Source organism: Paenibacillus sp. FSL L8-0435, assembly GCF_037965655.1.
In the GTDB taxonomy this organism is placed as follows: Bacteria; Bacillota; Bacilli; order Paenibacillales; family Paenibacillaceae; genus Paenibacillus.
On sequence record NZ_CP150185.1, the window covers coordinates 3,394,504 to 3,409,822 of the forward strand.

Below are 15,319 nucleotides of genomic sequence, written 5' to 3' on the forward strand. Positions count from 1 at the left end.
CGTTTGTGCAATGAAATTGCAGACGTGAACCTATAAAATGTAACCATCCTAACATGATGGATACGGTTGTCAGACCTATAATCGTTATGATCAAGAATTCGGCTATGGCAAAAAAGGATGGATATCTGAACGCTTCTGTCATTCGGAAGGACTGGTCATGGATCGATCATCGAACTACAACAGTCACCATATTAGATTCATTCCGCCGATAGGGAGACACGCTACCGGCGGTTTATTTTTGTTGGAGGAAAGGGGACACACGGATGTTAAAAGTATTACTGGTAGATGACGAGATGTATGTACGAAAAGGGCTGTATGAACTCATAAATTGGATGGATCTTAACATGGAGATTATCGGAGAGGCAGAGAACGGTGCAGAGGCATTAAATCTGATTGAAAGCCTGCAACCAGACGTGATTATTACAGATATCCGTATGCCAATCCTGGATGGGCTGGAACTGATACGTGCCGTAGAGAAAATGCCACTTCTGGAACCTGTGTTCATTATCATCAGTGGTTATCATGACTTCAAATATGCACAGCAGGCAATCCGGTACGGCGTTCATGACTATATCCTGAAGCCTATTGATGATGAAGAACTGACGGCGACGTTGCAGAAGTCGGCTAATCTGATTTGCAATAAAAGAAAACATATTCTTTTGGCTGAGGGACAGGCCGGTAACATCATGCTGGAGGATGTGATCAAAGGCCATGTACAGAAGGAAGATGAACATCGATATGCCGAGATGCTCGGGATCAATCGTAACACCAGTCTGCTCATGACTTTGATTGAACTTCAGACCGGATTAGATGAAATTAAAATTACCATTGAACAGCTACGTGAAGCAGTACATTCTCTGGAGAGTAATTTATGCAAAATGTTCATCAGTGAGCAACAACGTGGCATGTTTGCATTATTACTGTTGTGGCCTGATCATCATCAAGGGGGGCCGGCGTTACAGGATAAACTGCACAATATTCATATAACACTGAGCAAAAGGTTTAACCTGGATATCGGTCTTTACGCAGGAACACTCGTCAAAGAAATTGGTGATGTCCCACAATCCCTTATGGCGGCTGAAGAAGCAGCCAAGCATAAATATGCTGAAACTGGTGGTGTCGTACGTTATACGGAGATCAAGGACAAACCGCTGTTTGTTTTCAATGTATACCAGGACGAGGTGGATCACTTAATCTTGAGCCTGGAAGAGGGGAATAGGTCAGCTTATCACAAGGTTGTAGAGGAGAAATTCAAATTGTTTCATATGAATCGATTTTCTCCTCAAGCTGTATCGGGTTCTCTTTTGCGTTATATAACGGGTATTCTCGCTGTAGTCAACGAAATGGGTGGTAATGATGAAGGGTTGCAGCAGCTGAAAGAGCTAGCACAACAAAGTCATGAAGGTTGGAATTTACGACTATTGAAAAATGCTTTTCTCACCGCGCTGGAGGAAGCCGAGGATTATGTCTCTCATCTGCGGATGGAACGATCCAAAGGAGATATCAGCAAGATCAAACGATATATTGATGCAAATTATACCGAGAACATCAATCTCAAAAGCATTGCTGCACTCTTCTACATGAATCCCGTTTATCTTGGGCGATTATTCCGCAAAAGTTACAATCAATATTTCAATGACTATCTGTTGAACCTGCGTATTCATGAGGCGAAGAAGTTATTGCGCCAGACGGATCTGAGAATGTACGAGGTTGCTGCACGCGTAGGATTTCAGAATGCGGATTATTTTGTAACCCAGTTTGAGAAACTTGTTAAGTTATCGCCTACAGAATATCGCAATCTCCTTATGGGAAATGAGCAGCGAGGTGCACAATGCCAAGATGGAACCTGAATTACATGAAGCTTCGAGATAAACTACTGCTGATGTATGTCCTGTCCGTGTTTATTCCCATCGTTGTCACCAATGTGGTGTTCTACAATGTTACATCCGCCAATATTCGTAGTCAGAAAACTCGTGATGCCGGCATGGCACTGAACAATCTGAAGAACGACCTGCGGGTAACCATTGATCAGGCTGTCGGCCTCTCTTATTCGTTATATACTGACCCTGTATTCAATGACACTATCTCCCGTTCATTTCAAAGTCATTTTGAGTACATTGACGCTTATAATTCCTATCTAAAAGGGCAATTCTCCGGTCAAATGAATCAGGGAATTCGCTGGTATCAAGTGTATACCGATAATTCTACCATTTTATCTTCCGGTTATATTGATCGTTTAACTGACGATGTCCGCAACTCGGACTGGTACGTTCAATTTCAGGCATACTCCGCCCCTTATCCGGCATTGATCTCATCGGATCAGATGTTAAGTCTGGTTCAAAGGCTCGACAATCTCGACACTGGGGGGAGAGAGCAGTTACTTAAAATTGACCTGAACATGGATATGATCAAGCAGTATTTCCACAACAGTGGATTTGATGGAAAAGTGTATCTTCTTGATCCGGGGGGACACATCCAATTTTCAAATGATTCTACAGCAGAAGAAGCTCAGACAGGGAAACGTTACAGCGAGATCCAGTTTCCGAACAAAATGATTCCCTTTGAAATTACGTATACAGGTATTAACTATCTGGAAGGGTGGTCCCTGCATGGAGTGATGGATGAAGAAATTGTGTTGAAGGAGGTGCGGAAGTCCCGTTCCTTCGTCGTATGGCTGGCTTGTATTAATTTTGTCCTGCCTTCTATTATCATTGCGGCTATGTCCAGATCCATCCATGTCAGGCTGGTGCGTATTCTGAAACATATGAAAAAAGTAAAAACACAGAATTTCCAGACGATTCCGCCTGAAGATGCAAGAGATGAAATAGGTCAACTCACGATGGAATTTAATCGAATGACCGAGACGATCCATAACCTGATTCATGAGGTATATCTCGCCGACATCCAAAAGAAAGACCTGGAGTTGAAGCAGCAGGAAGCACAACTTCATGCGCTCCATAGTCAGATCAACCCACATTTTTTGTTTAATACGCTGGAGTCGGTACGTATGCGGAGCCTCATCAAAGGCGAGAAAGAGACTGCCAAAATCGTGCATAACATGGCCAAGATGTTTCGCAAGTCGATTAGTTGGAATCAGAATAATGTGACAGTACAAGAAGAATTGGAACTCATCGAGAGTTTTTTGCAAATTCAGAAATATCGCTTTGGAGAAAAACTCCAATATACCATTGAGGCAGGTCCTGCGGTACTGATGTACCGAATCCCCAAGATGGTTATCCTTCCCTTTGTTGAGAATGCAAGTATTCATGGAATTGAGTCATCTCCGGGTGTAGGCATCATTCAACTCTTCGTTTCAATGGAAAATGACCAGCTCCATATCAGACTAACGGATAACGGTATAGGGATGTCACAAGCTAAATTGGAAGAGTTGTTAAGTTACCTGGATCAAAACACCGATATGGGAGAGCATGTTGGCATGAAAAATGCGTATAGCCGCTTAAAACTTTGTTATAAAAATCACTTTACATTCGACATCCAGACATGGGAAGGAGAAGGAACACGTATCCAAATTAAGCTTCCACTTGATCCATCAGCCATGCCAGGCGACTAAATACGAGGGATATACTTTTCAAAGTAGGAGGTACACTTTCATGGGTAACTTTGAAAGCGCTATCTTGATATATTGAGAAGGCTTAAAGACACAAACAATACTTTAAGGGGGCATTTGCTACATGTTTAGAAAAAGAAACATTATAACAGGTCTGGCCATTTTACTGGCTGTAACCCTGGCAGGTTGTAATAAAGCCAGCCCGGAAGCCTCTTATCCTGACAGTAATGACAATACCCCGGTCACCTTTAAATATTTCACGTTTGGCGGTGGCAAGAAGGACATTCTGGCAAGCAGCACGACCATTGGCAAGAAGCTACAGGAACAAACAGGCGTTGACTGGAAGATGGAATATCTGGTGGGCGACGGTGCAACCAAGGCAGGTGTAATGATTGCGAGTGGGGATTACCCCGATATCATCGACTCCAGTGGTGAAATGGCCAAATTGATGGATGCAGGATCTTTTATCCCGCTGGATGAACTGATCGATCAATATGGGCCTAACATCAAGCGGGTATACGGGCCTTATATGGACAAATTCAGACAGGAGGATGGAAAGATCTATTTCTTGCCATACACTGCCAACATCGGTTATGTGTCAGAGCCTAACTTCCAGACCGGTTTTTATATTCAGCGTGCTGTGCTAAAAGAGTTTAACTACCCCAAGATCAAAACGCTGGACGAATATTTTGACTTGATTGAGCAATACAAGCAAAAGCATCCGCAGATCGATGGAAAAGAAACTATCGGCTTCGCCACACTTGCGGGTGAATCGGGCAGCTTTTTCACCCTGCTAAATCCAGCTATGCATCTCGCAGGTTATCCAAACGATGGCAGTGTGATGGTGGATATGCAGAGTCATGAAGCCAAACTGGTAGCCGGATCTGATTATCAGAAACAATGGATTCAGAAGCTAAGCGAGGTTAACGCACAGGGGATGTTTGATCCAGAATCGTTCACAATGAACCAGGATCAGTATCTCGCCAAGTTGACATCCGGTCGGGTGCTGGGATATTTCAGTTACTCCTGGCAGGTTGGAGACGCAACGAACAATCTCAAGAAGGCTGGTATAGACGATAAACGTTACGTATCTCTACCGATCGTATTTGATGACAGTGTCAAAGACCAGTATGTGGACCCGCCAGGTTTTGTGAACAACTATGGTGTCGGAATTACCGTAAATGCCAAAGATCCCGTGCGAATTATTAAATATTTTGATAATTTGCTTAAGGAAGAAAACCAGATTCTGGTTCAATGGGGGATTGAGAACGAGACGTATAGTGTGAATGATGAGGGCCGCTTTTACTTTGAAAATGATGACCAACGCAAGGCACATGAAGATCCGGAATTAAGTCGTAAATTCGGCTTTGACTACTTTAATTACAGCTGGCCTCGTTACGGCAATAACTCCGTACTGGAGGACGGCAACGCCTATGGGCCGGGCAATCAACCAGAAGTGGCTACCTTTAGCTACACGGACGGAGACAAGCTTTTGTTAGAGAAATACGGTGTGGAGACATTCACAGAATTATTCAGCACACCGGATGAGCGTCCTTGGTCTCCTGCTTGGTCCATTGCATTGGAGCAGGGCTCTCCTGAACAGATTTTTATCACCAAGGCAGAAGACCTTCAGAAGAAATATTTACCCAAAATGATTATGGACTCACCTTCCACTTTCGAGAACACTTGGAATGAATATAGGAGTCAATTGAATCAACTCGACAAGAAAACATACGAAGCTACGATAACCCAGGCAGTTAAGGATCGTGTAGCTGGCAAATGGTGAGTGTAATCCAGATGAAAAAACACGGAACGGGGGAATATTCACATGTTAAAACCAAAATTTAGAACAGCGGGTTTAGCTGTAGCACTAACAGTTTTGCTGGCAGGGTGCACTCAGAACAGTTCGTCATCATCACCTTCAGCCACAGGTGATGATGAGAACAGCCCAGTCACGTTCTCGTATTACATGTTCTCTCCAGGCAAGAAGGATGCTCTGGCAAGCGAAACAACCATCGGTAAAGCGTTGCAAGAGCAGACGGGTGTGGACTGGAAGTTGGAATATCTGGTAGGTGATAGTGCTACCAAAGCCGGTGTCATGATTGCCAGTGGAGACTACCCTGATGTCATTAGCTCCAGTGGTGAGATGTCCAAGTTACTGGATGCCGGTGCCTATATTCCGCTGGATGATCTAATTGAGGAATACGGCCCTAATATCAAAAGGGTGTATGGACCATATTTCGATAAAATGAAAAATGCCGAAGACGGAAAAATCTATGCGCTGCCGTATACGGCTAATCAGGGTGAGTATTCAGGTAGTCCAAATGTGGGCGGAGGAGCTTTCTGGATTCAACGCTCTGTGCTCAAAGAGTTTGATTATCCCAAGATCACTACATTGGATGAATATTTTGATCTGATCCAGGATTATAAGGAAAAACATCCAACTGTCGACGGTGCAGAGACCATCGGATTTGTTTCACTTGCGGGTGTGGCCAATAACTTCTTCACACTGCAAAATCCAGCGATGCATCTTGCCGGTTATCCGAACGATGGCAGTGTCATGGTGGACATGAGTACCCATGAGGCAAAAGTCGTCGCCGGAACAGATGCCCAGAAAAAATGGATTCAGAAGTTAAATGAAATCAATGCTCAAGGCATGCTTGATCCGGAATCCTTTACGATGAACAAAGACCAGTATTTGGCCAAGCTGACTTCGGGTCGTGTGTTAGGATACTTCAATTATGGCTGGCAGGTTGGAGACGCGTCGAAAAACCTGCTCTCGGCAGGCATTGATGAGAAACGTTATGCACCACTTCCGATTGTGTTTGATGAAGGAATTAAGGATCAGTATGTTGATCCTCCGGGCTTTGTCAACAACTATGCAACAGGTATCTCGGTGAATGCCAAAGACCCTGTTCGTATCATCAAATATTTCGATAATTTGCTGAAGGAAGAGAATCAGGTTCTGGTGCAATGGGGAATCAAGGACGAGACGTACAGTGTGGATGAAAAGGGACGATTCTATTTTGCAAATGAGGATCAACGCAAAGCCCATGACGATCTGGAGCTGAGCCGTAAATTCGGGTTCACCTACTTCGGATCAGACTGGCCGCGATATGGCGGTGAATCTACACTTACCGATGGTAACGCTTATAGCCCTGGCAACCAACCAGAAGTAGCCGCTGCATCTTACACCGAGGGAGACAACAAGTTCCTTGAAGCCTACGGTATCCAAACCTTTAGTGAATTATTTAACAAACCGGAAGAGCGGCCATGGTTCCCCGCATGGTCCATCGCCCTTGAGCAAGGATCACCTGAACAGATCTTCACCACCAAATCGGATGATCTGCAACGTAAATACTTACCGGAAATGATCTTGGGAGCACCATCGAATTTTGATAAGCTGTGGGATGCCTACATGGCTGAATTGAACAAATTGGACAAAACTGGTTATGAAGCGACCATTACCAAAGTTGTGAAGGATCGTGTAGCAGGAAAATGGTAATACGAACACTTTAAGTGCATGTTCAATAAGACCGGTTTTCAGTACCAAGAAGATGGGATGAAGCTAGAAATGGAGTAGCGGAGCGTAGGGAAAACTACGTGAGCAACGGACATTTCGGCTGAATTCCATATTCGATGCTGATGATGCCGCAAGGCGTCTTTCGTAATCAAAAGCGGACTTTTTGAACAACCTCTTTAAAACAAACTGTTACATGCGCAGGAGAAGACGAAAGAGCATAACTCCGGCTTCTCCTCGCATGAATAACAGCACAGGAAAGGAGCAGGTTCACCGTGGAGAAACCTAATGTCTCCCTTAACTCGATGCCTCCAGCCTCGAGTCCAAAGGGAACCAGAGCACACTCGTTCTTTAAGCGACTTGTGCAGCAACGAACACTTGCCTGGATGTGTATTCCTTTTGTCATCTGGGCTTTTATCTTCAAGTACCTGCCGTTATGGGGATGGACCATGGCTTTTCAGAATTTCAAACCGGCGAGGTCCTTCTCCGATCAGCAGTGGGTAGGCTGGCATCATTTTAGTATCTTGTTTGAGGACAATACCTTCTACCGGGTGCTGCGAAATACACTCGTTATGAGTTCCATTAAACTGGTGTTGGGATTTGTGACAGCAATTACACTGGCCCTTTTGTTGAATGAGCTGAAAAATGTCATATTTAAACGTTTTGTGCAAACCGTCAGTTATCTGCCTCACTTTATCTCGTGGGTTGTTGCTTCCAGCATTGTATTAACAGTCCTCTCACCAGACGGAATTATCAATCTGCTGCTGATGAAGCTTCACCTGATTGACAGTCCGGTATTATGGATGGGGAAAGGTGAATACTTCTGGGGTATTCTAGGGGCAACGGAGGTCTGGAAAGATGTCGGTTGGAACACCATTATCTATCTGGCAGCGATTACGGCAATTGATCCTGCGCAATATGAGGCTGCCGAGATTGATGGAGCTAGTCGCTTCAAACGGATGTTATATATCACCCTGCCTGGCTTGAAACCAGTTATTGTGATCTTGTTGATCATGAACATGGGAAGTATTCTTGAATCCGGATTCGAACCACAATATCTGCTGGGTAACGGGATGAATATGGACTATTCGGAGAATCTGGACATCTTTGTACTGAAATATGGATTAGGGATGGGGAACTTTTCCTTAGGTACAGCAGCCGGCATATTCAAAACTGTGGTCAGCTTCATCTTCCTTTTCTCCGCGAACTATATAGCGAAAAAAATGGGAGAGAGCAGACTATTCTAAAAGGAGGCCTATGCCATGCGAAAAGGAAACACATCCCGCTTGCGGAATAGCAGCACCGGGGATCGAGCGTTTGACACCATTAACATCGTCTTCATGGTATGTCTGATGATTGTGACGATTTATCCCTTTGTTAATATGATTGCCGTATCCTTCAATAATGCAAATGATGCCATACGGGGTGGAATATATCTATGGCCTCGTGTATGGACACTGGACAACTACAAATACATTTTTGGCGAATCCGATATCTATCACGCAACTCTGATCTCGGCGCTGCGTACGGTCATTGGAACCGTGGTGTCCGTCTTCTGTACAGCCATGCTCGCGTATACGGTTAGTCGTCAGGAATTTGTGCTTCGCAAGTTTGTTACGATGTTTTTTGTCTTCACCATGTACTTCAGCGGGGGGTTGATCCCCGGTTATCTGCTGATTCGAGACCTTGGATTGATTGGTTCCTTCTGGGTATATATCATTCCGGGTGTAATTGGAGTCTTCAATATGATTGTCATCCGTTCATTTATTGAAGGTCTTCCTGAAGGCATTCTGGAGTCAGCCCGTATTGACGGGGCAGGGGAGTTCACGACATTTATCCGCGTTGTCCTGCCGCTAACGATTCCCGCAATGGCAACCGTATCACTCTTTGTAGCTGTGGGACAATGGAATTCCTGGTTCGATGTATTCTTGTACAACTCTTCCAATAAAGAATTAAGCACATTGCAATATGAGTTGATGAAGATTCTACAAACTTCGACGACCTCAGCGACTTCATCAGCAAGTGATGCTTATCAGTCTGCCGAGAGTAATGCAACGGCTGTCACACCAACCTCGATTCGGGCGACCATGACCATTATTGCAAGTGTTCCTATTCTGATGGTGTATCCGTTCTTACAGAAATACTTTGTACAGGGCATGACGATTGGAGGCGTGAAGGGATAGTCAATTCCCTGAATATAATTTCATAGAAGTATGAAAACGCAACAAACTGTACCGTAGTAGCGTCTATTCATCCATAGAATACAACAGGAGTGAAACAAATGCATGTAAAATGGAAGACGATTATTGGTGCTGTTGTAGGCTCTATGCTTATAGGGGTGGGAACGGCAGCTGCGGAAGAAACGTTTGTTGATCTAAAGTATTCCAAGTGGGCAGAGGATGGCATCACGTATATGGCGAAACGGGGAACAGTAGCCGGATATGGCAATGGGATCTTCAAGCCAGAGGCACTTGTGACAAGAGCACAAGCTGTCACTTTTATGGTGCGGGAGCTTTATCCAGATCAACTTCAAAGAGCAGTGGAAGGCACAACCTATTCGGATGTGCCAACTACACACCCGTTCCATCGAGAAATCATGATAGCTGCTAAAAATGGACTTGCAAGTGGTTTTCCTAACGGAACCTTCCGTCCGGACGCACCGCTTAGCCGCGCAGAGACTGCGGCCTTCCTTACACGGGCTTATTCACTAGCGGAAGGTAAGAATCCTGCTAAATGGACTGATACGGACAGGCATTGGGCTGCAGCACCGATTCTTATTATGAGTTCAAATGGCTTGGTCGGCGGTTATTCAGATGCCACCTTCCGTCCGAATCAAGCTGTCACGCGTGCTGAATATGCCGTATTTATGGCGAGAGTAATTCGCTTCGAACGTGAAGCGGCCATTCGGACACAAGATTGGGATAAGCTGATATCCTATATGACGGTAAGCGAGCAAGTTGGTCAGATGCTTATGCCCGACATTAGGCAATGGAATGGTAAAGCGACGACGACCGTGAATGAAGGACTGAAACGCACGATCCATGATCAGGACTTGGGCGGACTTATTCTTTTTGACAAAAATATTGTAGACATGACGCAGCTTACAACGTTCACACATGATATCCAAAGAGAAGTAGGTGACATTCCTCTATTTCTTAGCATCGACCAAGAAGGAGGCGTTATTAAGCGAATACCAGGAGGCACGAACCTTCCCGGGCAGATGGCGCTTGGCGCAACTGGAGATGCAACGCTAGCCGAAGCAGCTGGTCAGCTGACAGGGGAGGAGCTGAAGGCATTAGGATTGCAGATCAATTTTGCGCCAGTGCTGGACATCAACAGTAATCCAGATAACCCCATCATTGGTATACGTTCGTTTGGCTCGGATGCGGATTTGGTGACAAGGCTTGGTCTGGCAACGATAAAAGGGCTACAGCAATCAGGGGTGATGGCGGCAGTTAAGCATTTTCCGGGACATGGAGATACAACGGTAGATTCCCATCTTGGTATGCCTGTGCTTGCCCATAACCGAGAACGGCTTGATGCGGTAGAACTAAAACCGTTTCGGGCTGCGATTAAAAATGGGGTAGAGATGATTATGACCGCGCATATTGCTTTCCCTGCCATAGACAACGAACATGTCACTTCGCTCAAAGACGGTGAACGTGTGCCGATTCCTGCCACCTTATCGAAAAAGGTACTGACAGGACTTCTTCGAGGAGAGTTGGAATACAAAGGACTCATCGTGTCGGATGCCTTTACCATGAATGCAATTGCGGAGCACTTTGGGGAGAATCAATCGGTAGAACGCGCCGTTTCCGCAGGTGTTGATATCATCCTTATGCCAAAAGATTCAGCAGCGGCCCATCAAACGCTGGTGAACGCGGTGAACAATGGAACGATCAAGGATGAAACCATACATGCATCTGTGAAACGAATCTTGGAGATGAAAGCGAAATATGGTTTATTTGAACGCAGTCAAACTCTCGCGCAAAAGCTAACTAAACTTAACGGTATCATCGGATCGAAGGCGCACCGAGCAGTGGAGCAGACAATCGCAGAGCGGGCGGTCACTGTACTCAGCAGTCGCGAAGGTGTGCTTCCTGATCCAATGAAGCAAGGCGACCGGGTCGTTATTGTCGCAGCCGAGCAGGAACAGGCGAAACAGCTTGAGAAGCAACTGTTGCAGGCCGCTAATAATCTGTCGTTAAAAACTGAAATTGTACTTGTTGGTCAAGGCAACATGAATGAAACGCTCCAAGCAATTGGCAAAGCCAATTATGTCATTCTTGCTTCTTACCAGTTCCGCAATGTGGCCAGCCAGTTCGGTTGGGGTGATTATCAAACCTTGATTAATGCGATGAACAAGAGTAATCAGCGATATACGCTGTTCTCACTCGGTAACCCTTACGAGATGATCTATTTACAGAACGTGCGCTCAGGGCTTGCTGTGTATGGAAAGCAGGAGCCAAATACGTCTGCCGGGATCAAAGTATTGCTTGGTCAACTGAAAGCTGGAGGACAGTTGCCGGTACTAACGGATTAAATGATACTTTATAGAACATTAATGTAACCCAGTGAAAAAGAGAAACTGGGTTGTCTCGAAAAAACTCCCTTAAAGTCGCTTTTATAGCGGCTTTTTTTTTGATTTACAGGTCATTATTCTTAGGTAGAAGAACTTGACCCGATCTCAGATGGCATACTAGAACGTATTGCACCCCTGATGTTAAAAAAAGATTGCTCAATTTTAACCGCAATTGAAAGCGAATACATATTCTCATCATAATTGTACGTATAGGAGGTATGATTTAAGCAATCTATATACACCAGAAGTCAATAAAATAACGAATGTAACCGCTTATTTGAAAACGAACGTTCAAAAAATGCTGTGGTTAATAACCGACTAGAGGTGAAGTGATATGGATTATAAAGAACTGTCCAAACAAATCGTGAAAAACATTGGTGGAGAGAAGAATGTAACTTCTTTGATGCACTGTGCAACACGGTTAAGATTCGTTTTGAAGGACCCGGACAAGGCAAACAAAAACAAATTGATGGAGCTAGACGGGGTGATTCAGGCCTTGGAGGCAACTGGTCAGTATCACGTCGTCATCGGTAGTCAAGTATCAAAGGTCTTTGATGACATACAGCGTCTTTATTCATTTAACAGTGATTCCGGAGACGACGAAGAAGTAACATCCACGCCGCAGGAAAAGCAATCAGATGAAGTTAAACCTGCAAAAAGGAAAAATCCGATCAGTAAACTGCTGGAGACGGTCATCAGCATTATGGGACCTTTGATTGGAGTTATGGCAGCAACTGGTATTGTCAAAGGATTCTTGGCGTTGTTCCTGTCACTAGGATGGATTATGGATTCGAGTGGAACTTACAAAGTACTCTATGTCGTCGCGGACGTAATCTTCTACTTTATGCCAGTCTTTGTTGGCTTCTCCGCAGCTAAACGTTTCAAAATGAACGAACTGGTGGGTATGGCGATCGGTGCAGCATTATTCTATCCAACACTGGCAGAATTGCTTAAGGCTGACCCGATCAGCGTACTAATGTCAGGCTCTCTACTGGAAGCCCCCGTTTATACGACATTTGCGGGAATCCCTGTTTTGTTAGCCAGTTATTCAGCGACAATTATTCCTGCAATTCTGGCCGTGTATTTTGCTTCCAAGGTCGAGCATGTAGCTAAAAAATATATACCTTCGGTTATCTCAAGCTTCGGAGTTCCACTGGTGGTTCTGTTAATCTCTATTCCAGTTACATTGATTGTAATTGGACCACTAGCCATGCTGTTAAGCCAGATGATCGCTAAAAGTATTCTCAGTGTGTACGGCTTGAGTCCAACATTAATTAGCGCGCTTTTAGGTGGATTGTGGATTCCAATGGTTGCTGTGGGTTTGCATGGTGCTATTGTACCGATCGCCCTGACGAACTTCTTCACTAACGGTTATGATGTCATCTTCCCAATGATTACAGGTCATTCGTTTGCGATTGCTGGTGCAATTGTGGCTATGGGCATGAAAAATACCAACAAAAAGCAAAAAGGACTTGCTTATTCCGCCGGATTTAACTCGGGGCTTATGGGAGTCATTGAACCAGCCTTGTATGGCTTCCTGCTTGCTGAGAGAAAGATTTTAACGATGGTTTGTATTGTTTCCGGTATTGGTGGGGGAGCCATTGGATATTTCGGAGCCAAACTTTTGCAACTAACGCCGAGTGGAATCTTCGCTCTGCCAGGATTTATTGATACTCAAAACACTGGAACACAGGTAGGGTTTATCGTTGTACTGGTTGTTATGATCCTGTCATTCGTTATACCTTTTGCTCTTACATTACTGATGTATCGTGGTAAAAAAGATAATATTTCAAACAAATAGATTCAATAGGGAGAGAGAAACCATGATGAAAAAAGATTTTTTATGGGGTGCAGCGATGTGTGCGACTCAGAGTGAGGGCGGCTATCTCGAAGGTGGAAAGGGTCTCACGCTAGCTGATCTTTTCCCCGCAATCAGCGAAGGTCGTTGGGATGCGATCTATAATATCGAAAAGGCGATGAACACAAAATACGATTACTATCCAAGTCATAACGCGATCGATTTCTATCATCGTTACCCGGAAGATATCAAGTTGCTGGCGGAGCTGGGGATTAATTTTCTTCGTACTTCAATTAACTGGGCTAGAATTTTCCCGAACGGGGACGATCCTGAGCCAAATGAAGAAGGGTTGGCTTTCTACGATCGATTATTCGCAGAATGTGCGAAGTATGGAATCACTCCTGTAGTTACATTAAACCACTTCGATACTCCGCTTGCTCTGATTCACAAAGGCGGTTGGAAAAACAAGAAGGTCATTGATTACTTCGTCACCTATTGTGAAACGGTATTCCGAAGATATAAAAATCACGTCAAGTATTGGATCACATTCAATGAAATCAATATGGTCCTGGGTATTCCAGCAGTTGGTGGTTTGATCGATCCTAATAAGGAAGAGAACATTCTGGAAGCCAAATTCCAAGCCGCTCACAATCAGCTTGTATCTGGAGCACTCGCTACAAAGGTTGGACATGAGATCAATCCTGATTTTGAGATCGGATGCATGATCGGAGCAGGTAAGAACTATGCCTACACATGTAACCCAGAGGATGTCTGGGCAGCTTATCAAGCGGATCAGAATGAGTTCTCACTAGTAGACGTACAAGCCAAAGGGAAATATTCCGACTATATGCTGAGTTACTTTAGAAGAAACGAGATCGATTTGAAAGCTACTGAAGAAGAAATGGACATTCTGCGTAAATATACCAGTGATTTCGTAGCGTTGAGCTACTATTCTACGCGGCTCGTATCCTCGGATAAAGAAGACAAAGAGAAGACTGGCGGCAACATTAATGGTACATTGAAAAACCCATATCTGGAGGCTAACGAATGGGGCTGGCAGATCGATCCGACAGGATTTAGAATCACGTTGAATGAGCTGTATGACCGATATGACCAGCCGCTCTTTATTGTCGAGAATGGTTTCGCAGTTAGAGAAACTCCGGACGAGAATAACTATCTGGAAGACGATTACCGTATTGCCTATTTCCGTTCCCATATCAAGGCAATGCAAGACGCCATGTCCGACGGAGTCGATATCATAGGCTATACCACGTGGGGGACGATAGATATCGTTAGTGCCAGCAGCGGAGAAATGAGCAAGCGATATGGCTTGGTCTATGTCGATCTGGATGATAAAGGGCAAGGAACGGGTGACCGCTTCAAAAAGAAATCTTTCGACTGGTACCAAGAGGTTGTTAGGTCAAACGGTGAAAACTTGTAAGTAAGGTTCTGTAACTAAATCTCATGAGGTCGGCTCGTCTAACGAGTGGCCTCTTTGATGTATGGTCTCTGATCCAAAGAAAAGAAACAAACGATATTTTGCATCTAAGATGAATGTATCAGGAGATGCCAGACGGGGAAAAGTATCGGAAAGACTAGACGAAAGTCTCGTATCCTGTATCAGATTTGCAAGATGAAAGCCGCCGGCAAACCTGTTGTAGCAATTCTAATGAATGGTTTTCGCCTGGCATAGGTATGGAAACGCTGAAAAATTGACGTATTGTTAGAAACATGGCATCTTGGTAGTTAGATAACAAACAACCACTTGAGTATGGTGCGTATAATTACTAAATGAATCTAAAGAAGAATTAAAGGTAGCCATGAACGCGAAATGTTTTTGCGTTTATGGCT

General features: G+C 44.5%; 9 protein-coding genes. All 9 read left to right on the forward strand.

Annotated elements, in window-relative coordinates:
* Nucleotides 1-263: 263 nt before the first annotated feature.
* Entirely contained in the window at nt 264-1,850 is a 1,587-nt protein-coding gene (locus NST33_RS14800; RefSeq protein WP_339308493.1) for a response regulator, read from the forward strand.
* Nucleotides 1,832-3,571 carry a sensor histidine kinase gene (locus tag NST33_RS14805; protein WP_339308495.1) on the forward strand — a complete coding sequence of 580 codons (1,740 nt, stop codon included), beginning with the start codon at nt 1,832-1,834 and terminating at the stop codon, nt 3,569-3,571. Before NST33_RS14800 ends, NST33_RS14805 begins: the two co-directional genes overlap by 19 nt.
* Before the next feature lie 121 nt (nt 3,572-3,692).
* Nucleotides 3,693-5,354, forward strand: coding sequence for an ABC transporter substrate-binding protein (locus NST33_RS14810; RefSeq protein WP_339308497.1), 1,662 nt, complete (start codon nt 3,693-3,695; stop codon nt 5,352-5,354).
* Between the two features lie 42 nt (nt 5,355-5,396).
* Nucleotides 5,397-7,073 (forward strand): ABC transporter substrate-binding protein, encoded by a 1,677-nt coding sequence (locus NST33_RS14815; protein WP_339308499.1) that lies wholly within the window; start codon nt 5,397-5,399, stop codon nt 7,071-7,073.
* Between the two features lie 320 nt (nt 7,074-7,393).
* Nucleotides 7,394-8,335 (forward strand): ABC transporter permease subunit, encoded by a 942-nt coding sequence (locus tag NST33_RS14820; protein WP_051153902.1) that lies wholly within the window; start codon nt 7,394-7,396, stop codon nt 8,333-8,335.
* A gap of 15 nt (nt 8,336-8,350) precedes the next feature.
* Nucleotides 8,351-9,271 carry a carbohydrate ABC transporter permease gene (locus NST33_RS14825; RefSeq protein ID WP_339308501.1) on the forward strand — a complete coding sequence of 307 codons (921 nt, stop codon included), beginning with the start codon at nt 8,351-8,353 and terminating at the stop codon, nt 9,269-9,271.
* A gap of 98 nt (nt 9,272-9,369) precedes the next feature.
* On the forward strand, nt 9,370-11,631 hold the full coding sequence (locus NST33_RS14830) for a glycoside hydrolase family 3 N-terminal domain-containing protein (protein WP_339308503.1): 2,262 nt from the start codon (nt 9,370-9,372) through the stop codon (nt 11,629-11,631).
* Nucleotides 11,632-12,004: 373 nt separating this feature from the next.
* Nucleotides 12,005-13,471 (forward strand): PTS transporter subunit EIIC, encoded by a 1,467-nt coding sequence (locus NST33_RS14835; protein ID WP_339308505.1) that lies wholly within the window; start codon nt 12,005-12,007, stop codon nt 13,469-13,471.
* A 22-nt stretch (nt 13,472-13,493) separates the two neighbouring features.
* Complete coding sequence (locus NST33_RS14840) at nt 13,494-14,909, forward strand: family 1 glycosylhydrolase (RefSeq protein WP_218639188.1); 1,416 nt, start codon at nt 13,494-13,496, stop codon at nt 14,907-14,909.
* The last annotated feature ends 410 nt before the right edge of the window (nt 14,910-15,319 follow it).

Coding starts and splice junctions, on each gene's coding strand:
- NST33_RS14800 (WP_339308493.1), top strand. CDS start 264: ATGTTAAAAGTATTACTGGTAGATGACGAGATGTATGTACGAAAAGGG.
- NST33_RS14805 (WP_339308495.1), top strand. CDS start 1,832: ATGCCAAGATGGAACCTGAATTACATGAAGCTTCGAGATAAACTACTG.
- NST33_RS14810 (WP_339308497.1), top strand. CDS start 3,693: ATGTTTAGAAAAAGAAACATTATAACAGGTCTGGCCATTTTACTGGCT.
- NST33_RS14815 (WP_339308499.1), top strand. CDS start 5,397: ATGTTAAAACCAAAATTTAGAACAGCGGGTTTAGCTGTAGCACTAACA.
- NST33_RS14820 (WP_051153902.1), top strand. CDS start 7,394: ATGCCTCCAGCCTCGAGTCCAAAGGGAACCAGAGCACACTCGTTCTTT.
- NST33_RS14825 (WP_339308501.1), top strand. CDS start 8,351: ATGCGAAAAGGAAACACATCCCGCTTGCGGAATAGCAGCACCGGGGAT.
- NST33_RS14830 (WP_339308503.1), top strand. CDS start 9,370: ATGCATGTAAAATGGAAGACGATTATTGGTGCTGTTGTAGGCTCTATG.
- NST33_RS14835 (WP_339308505.1), top strand. CDS start 12,005: ATGGATTATAAAGAACTGTCCAAACAAATCGTGAAAAACATTGGTGGA.
- NST33_RS14840 (WP_218639188.1), top strand. CDS start 13,494: ATGATGAAAAAAGATTTTTTATGGGGTGCAGCGATGTGTGCGACTCAG.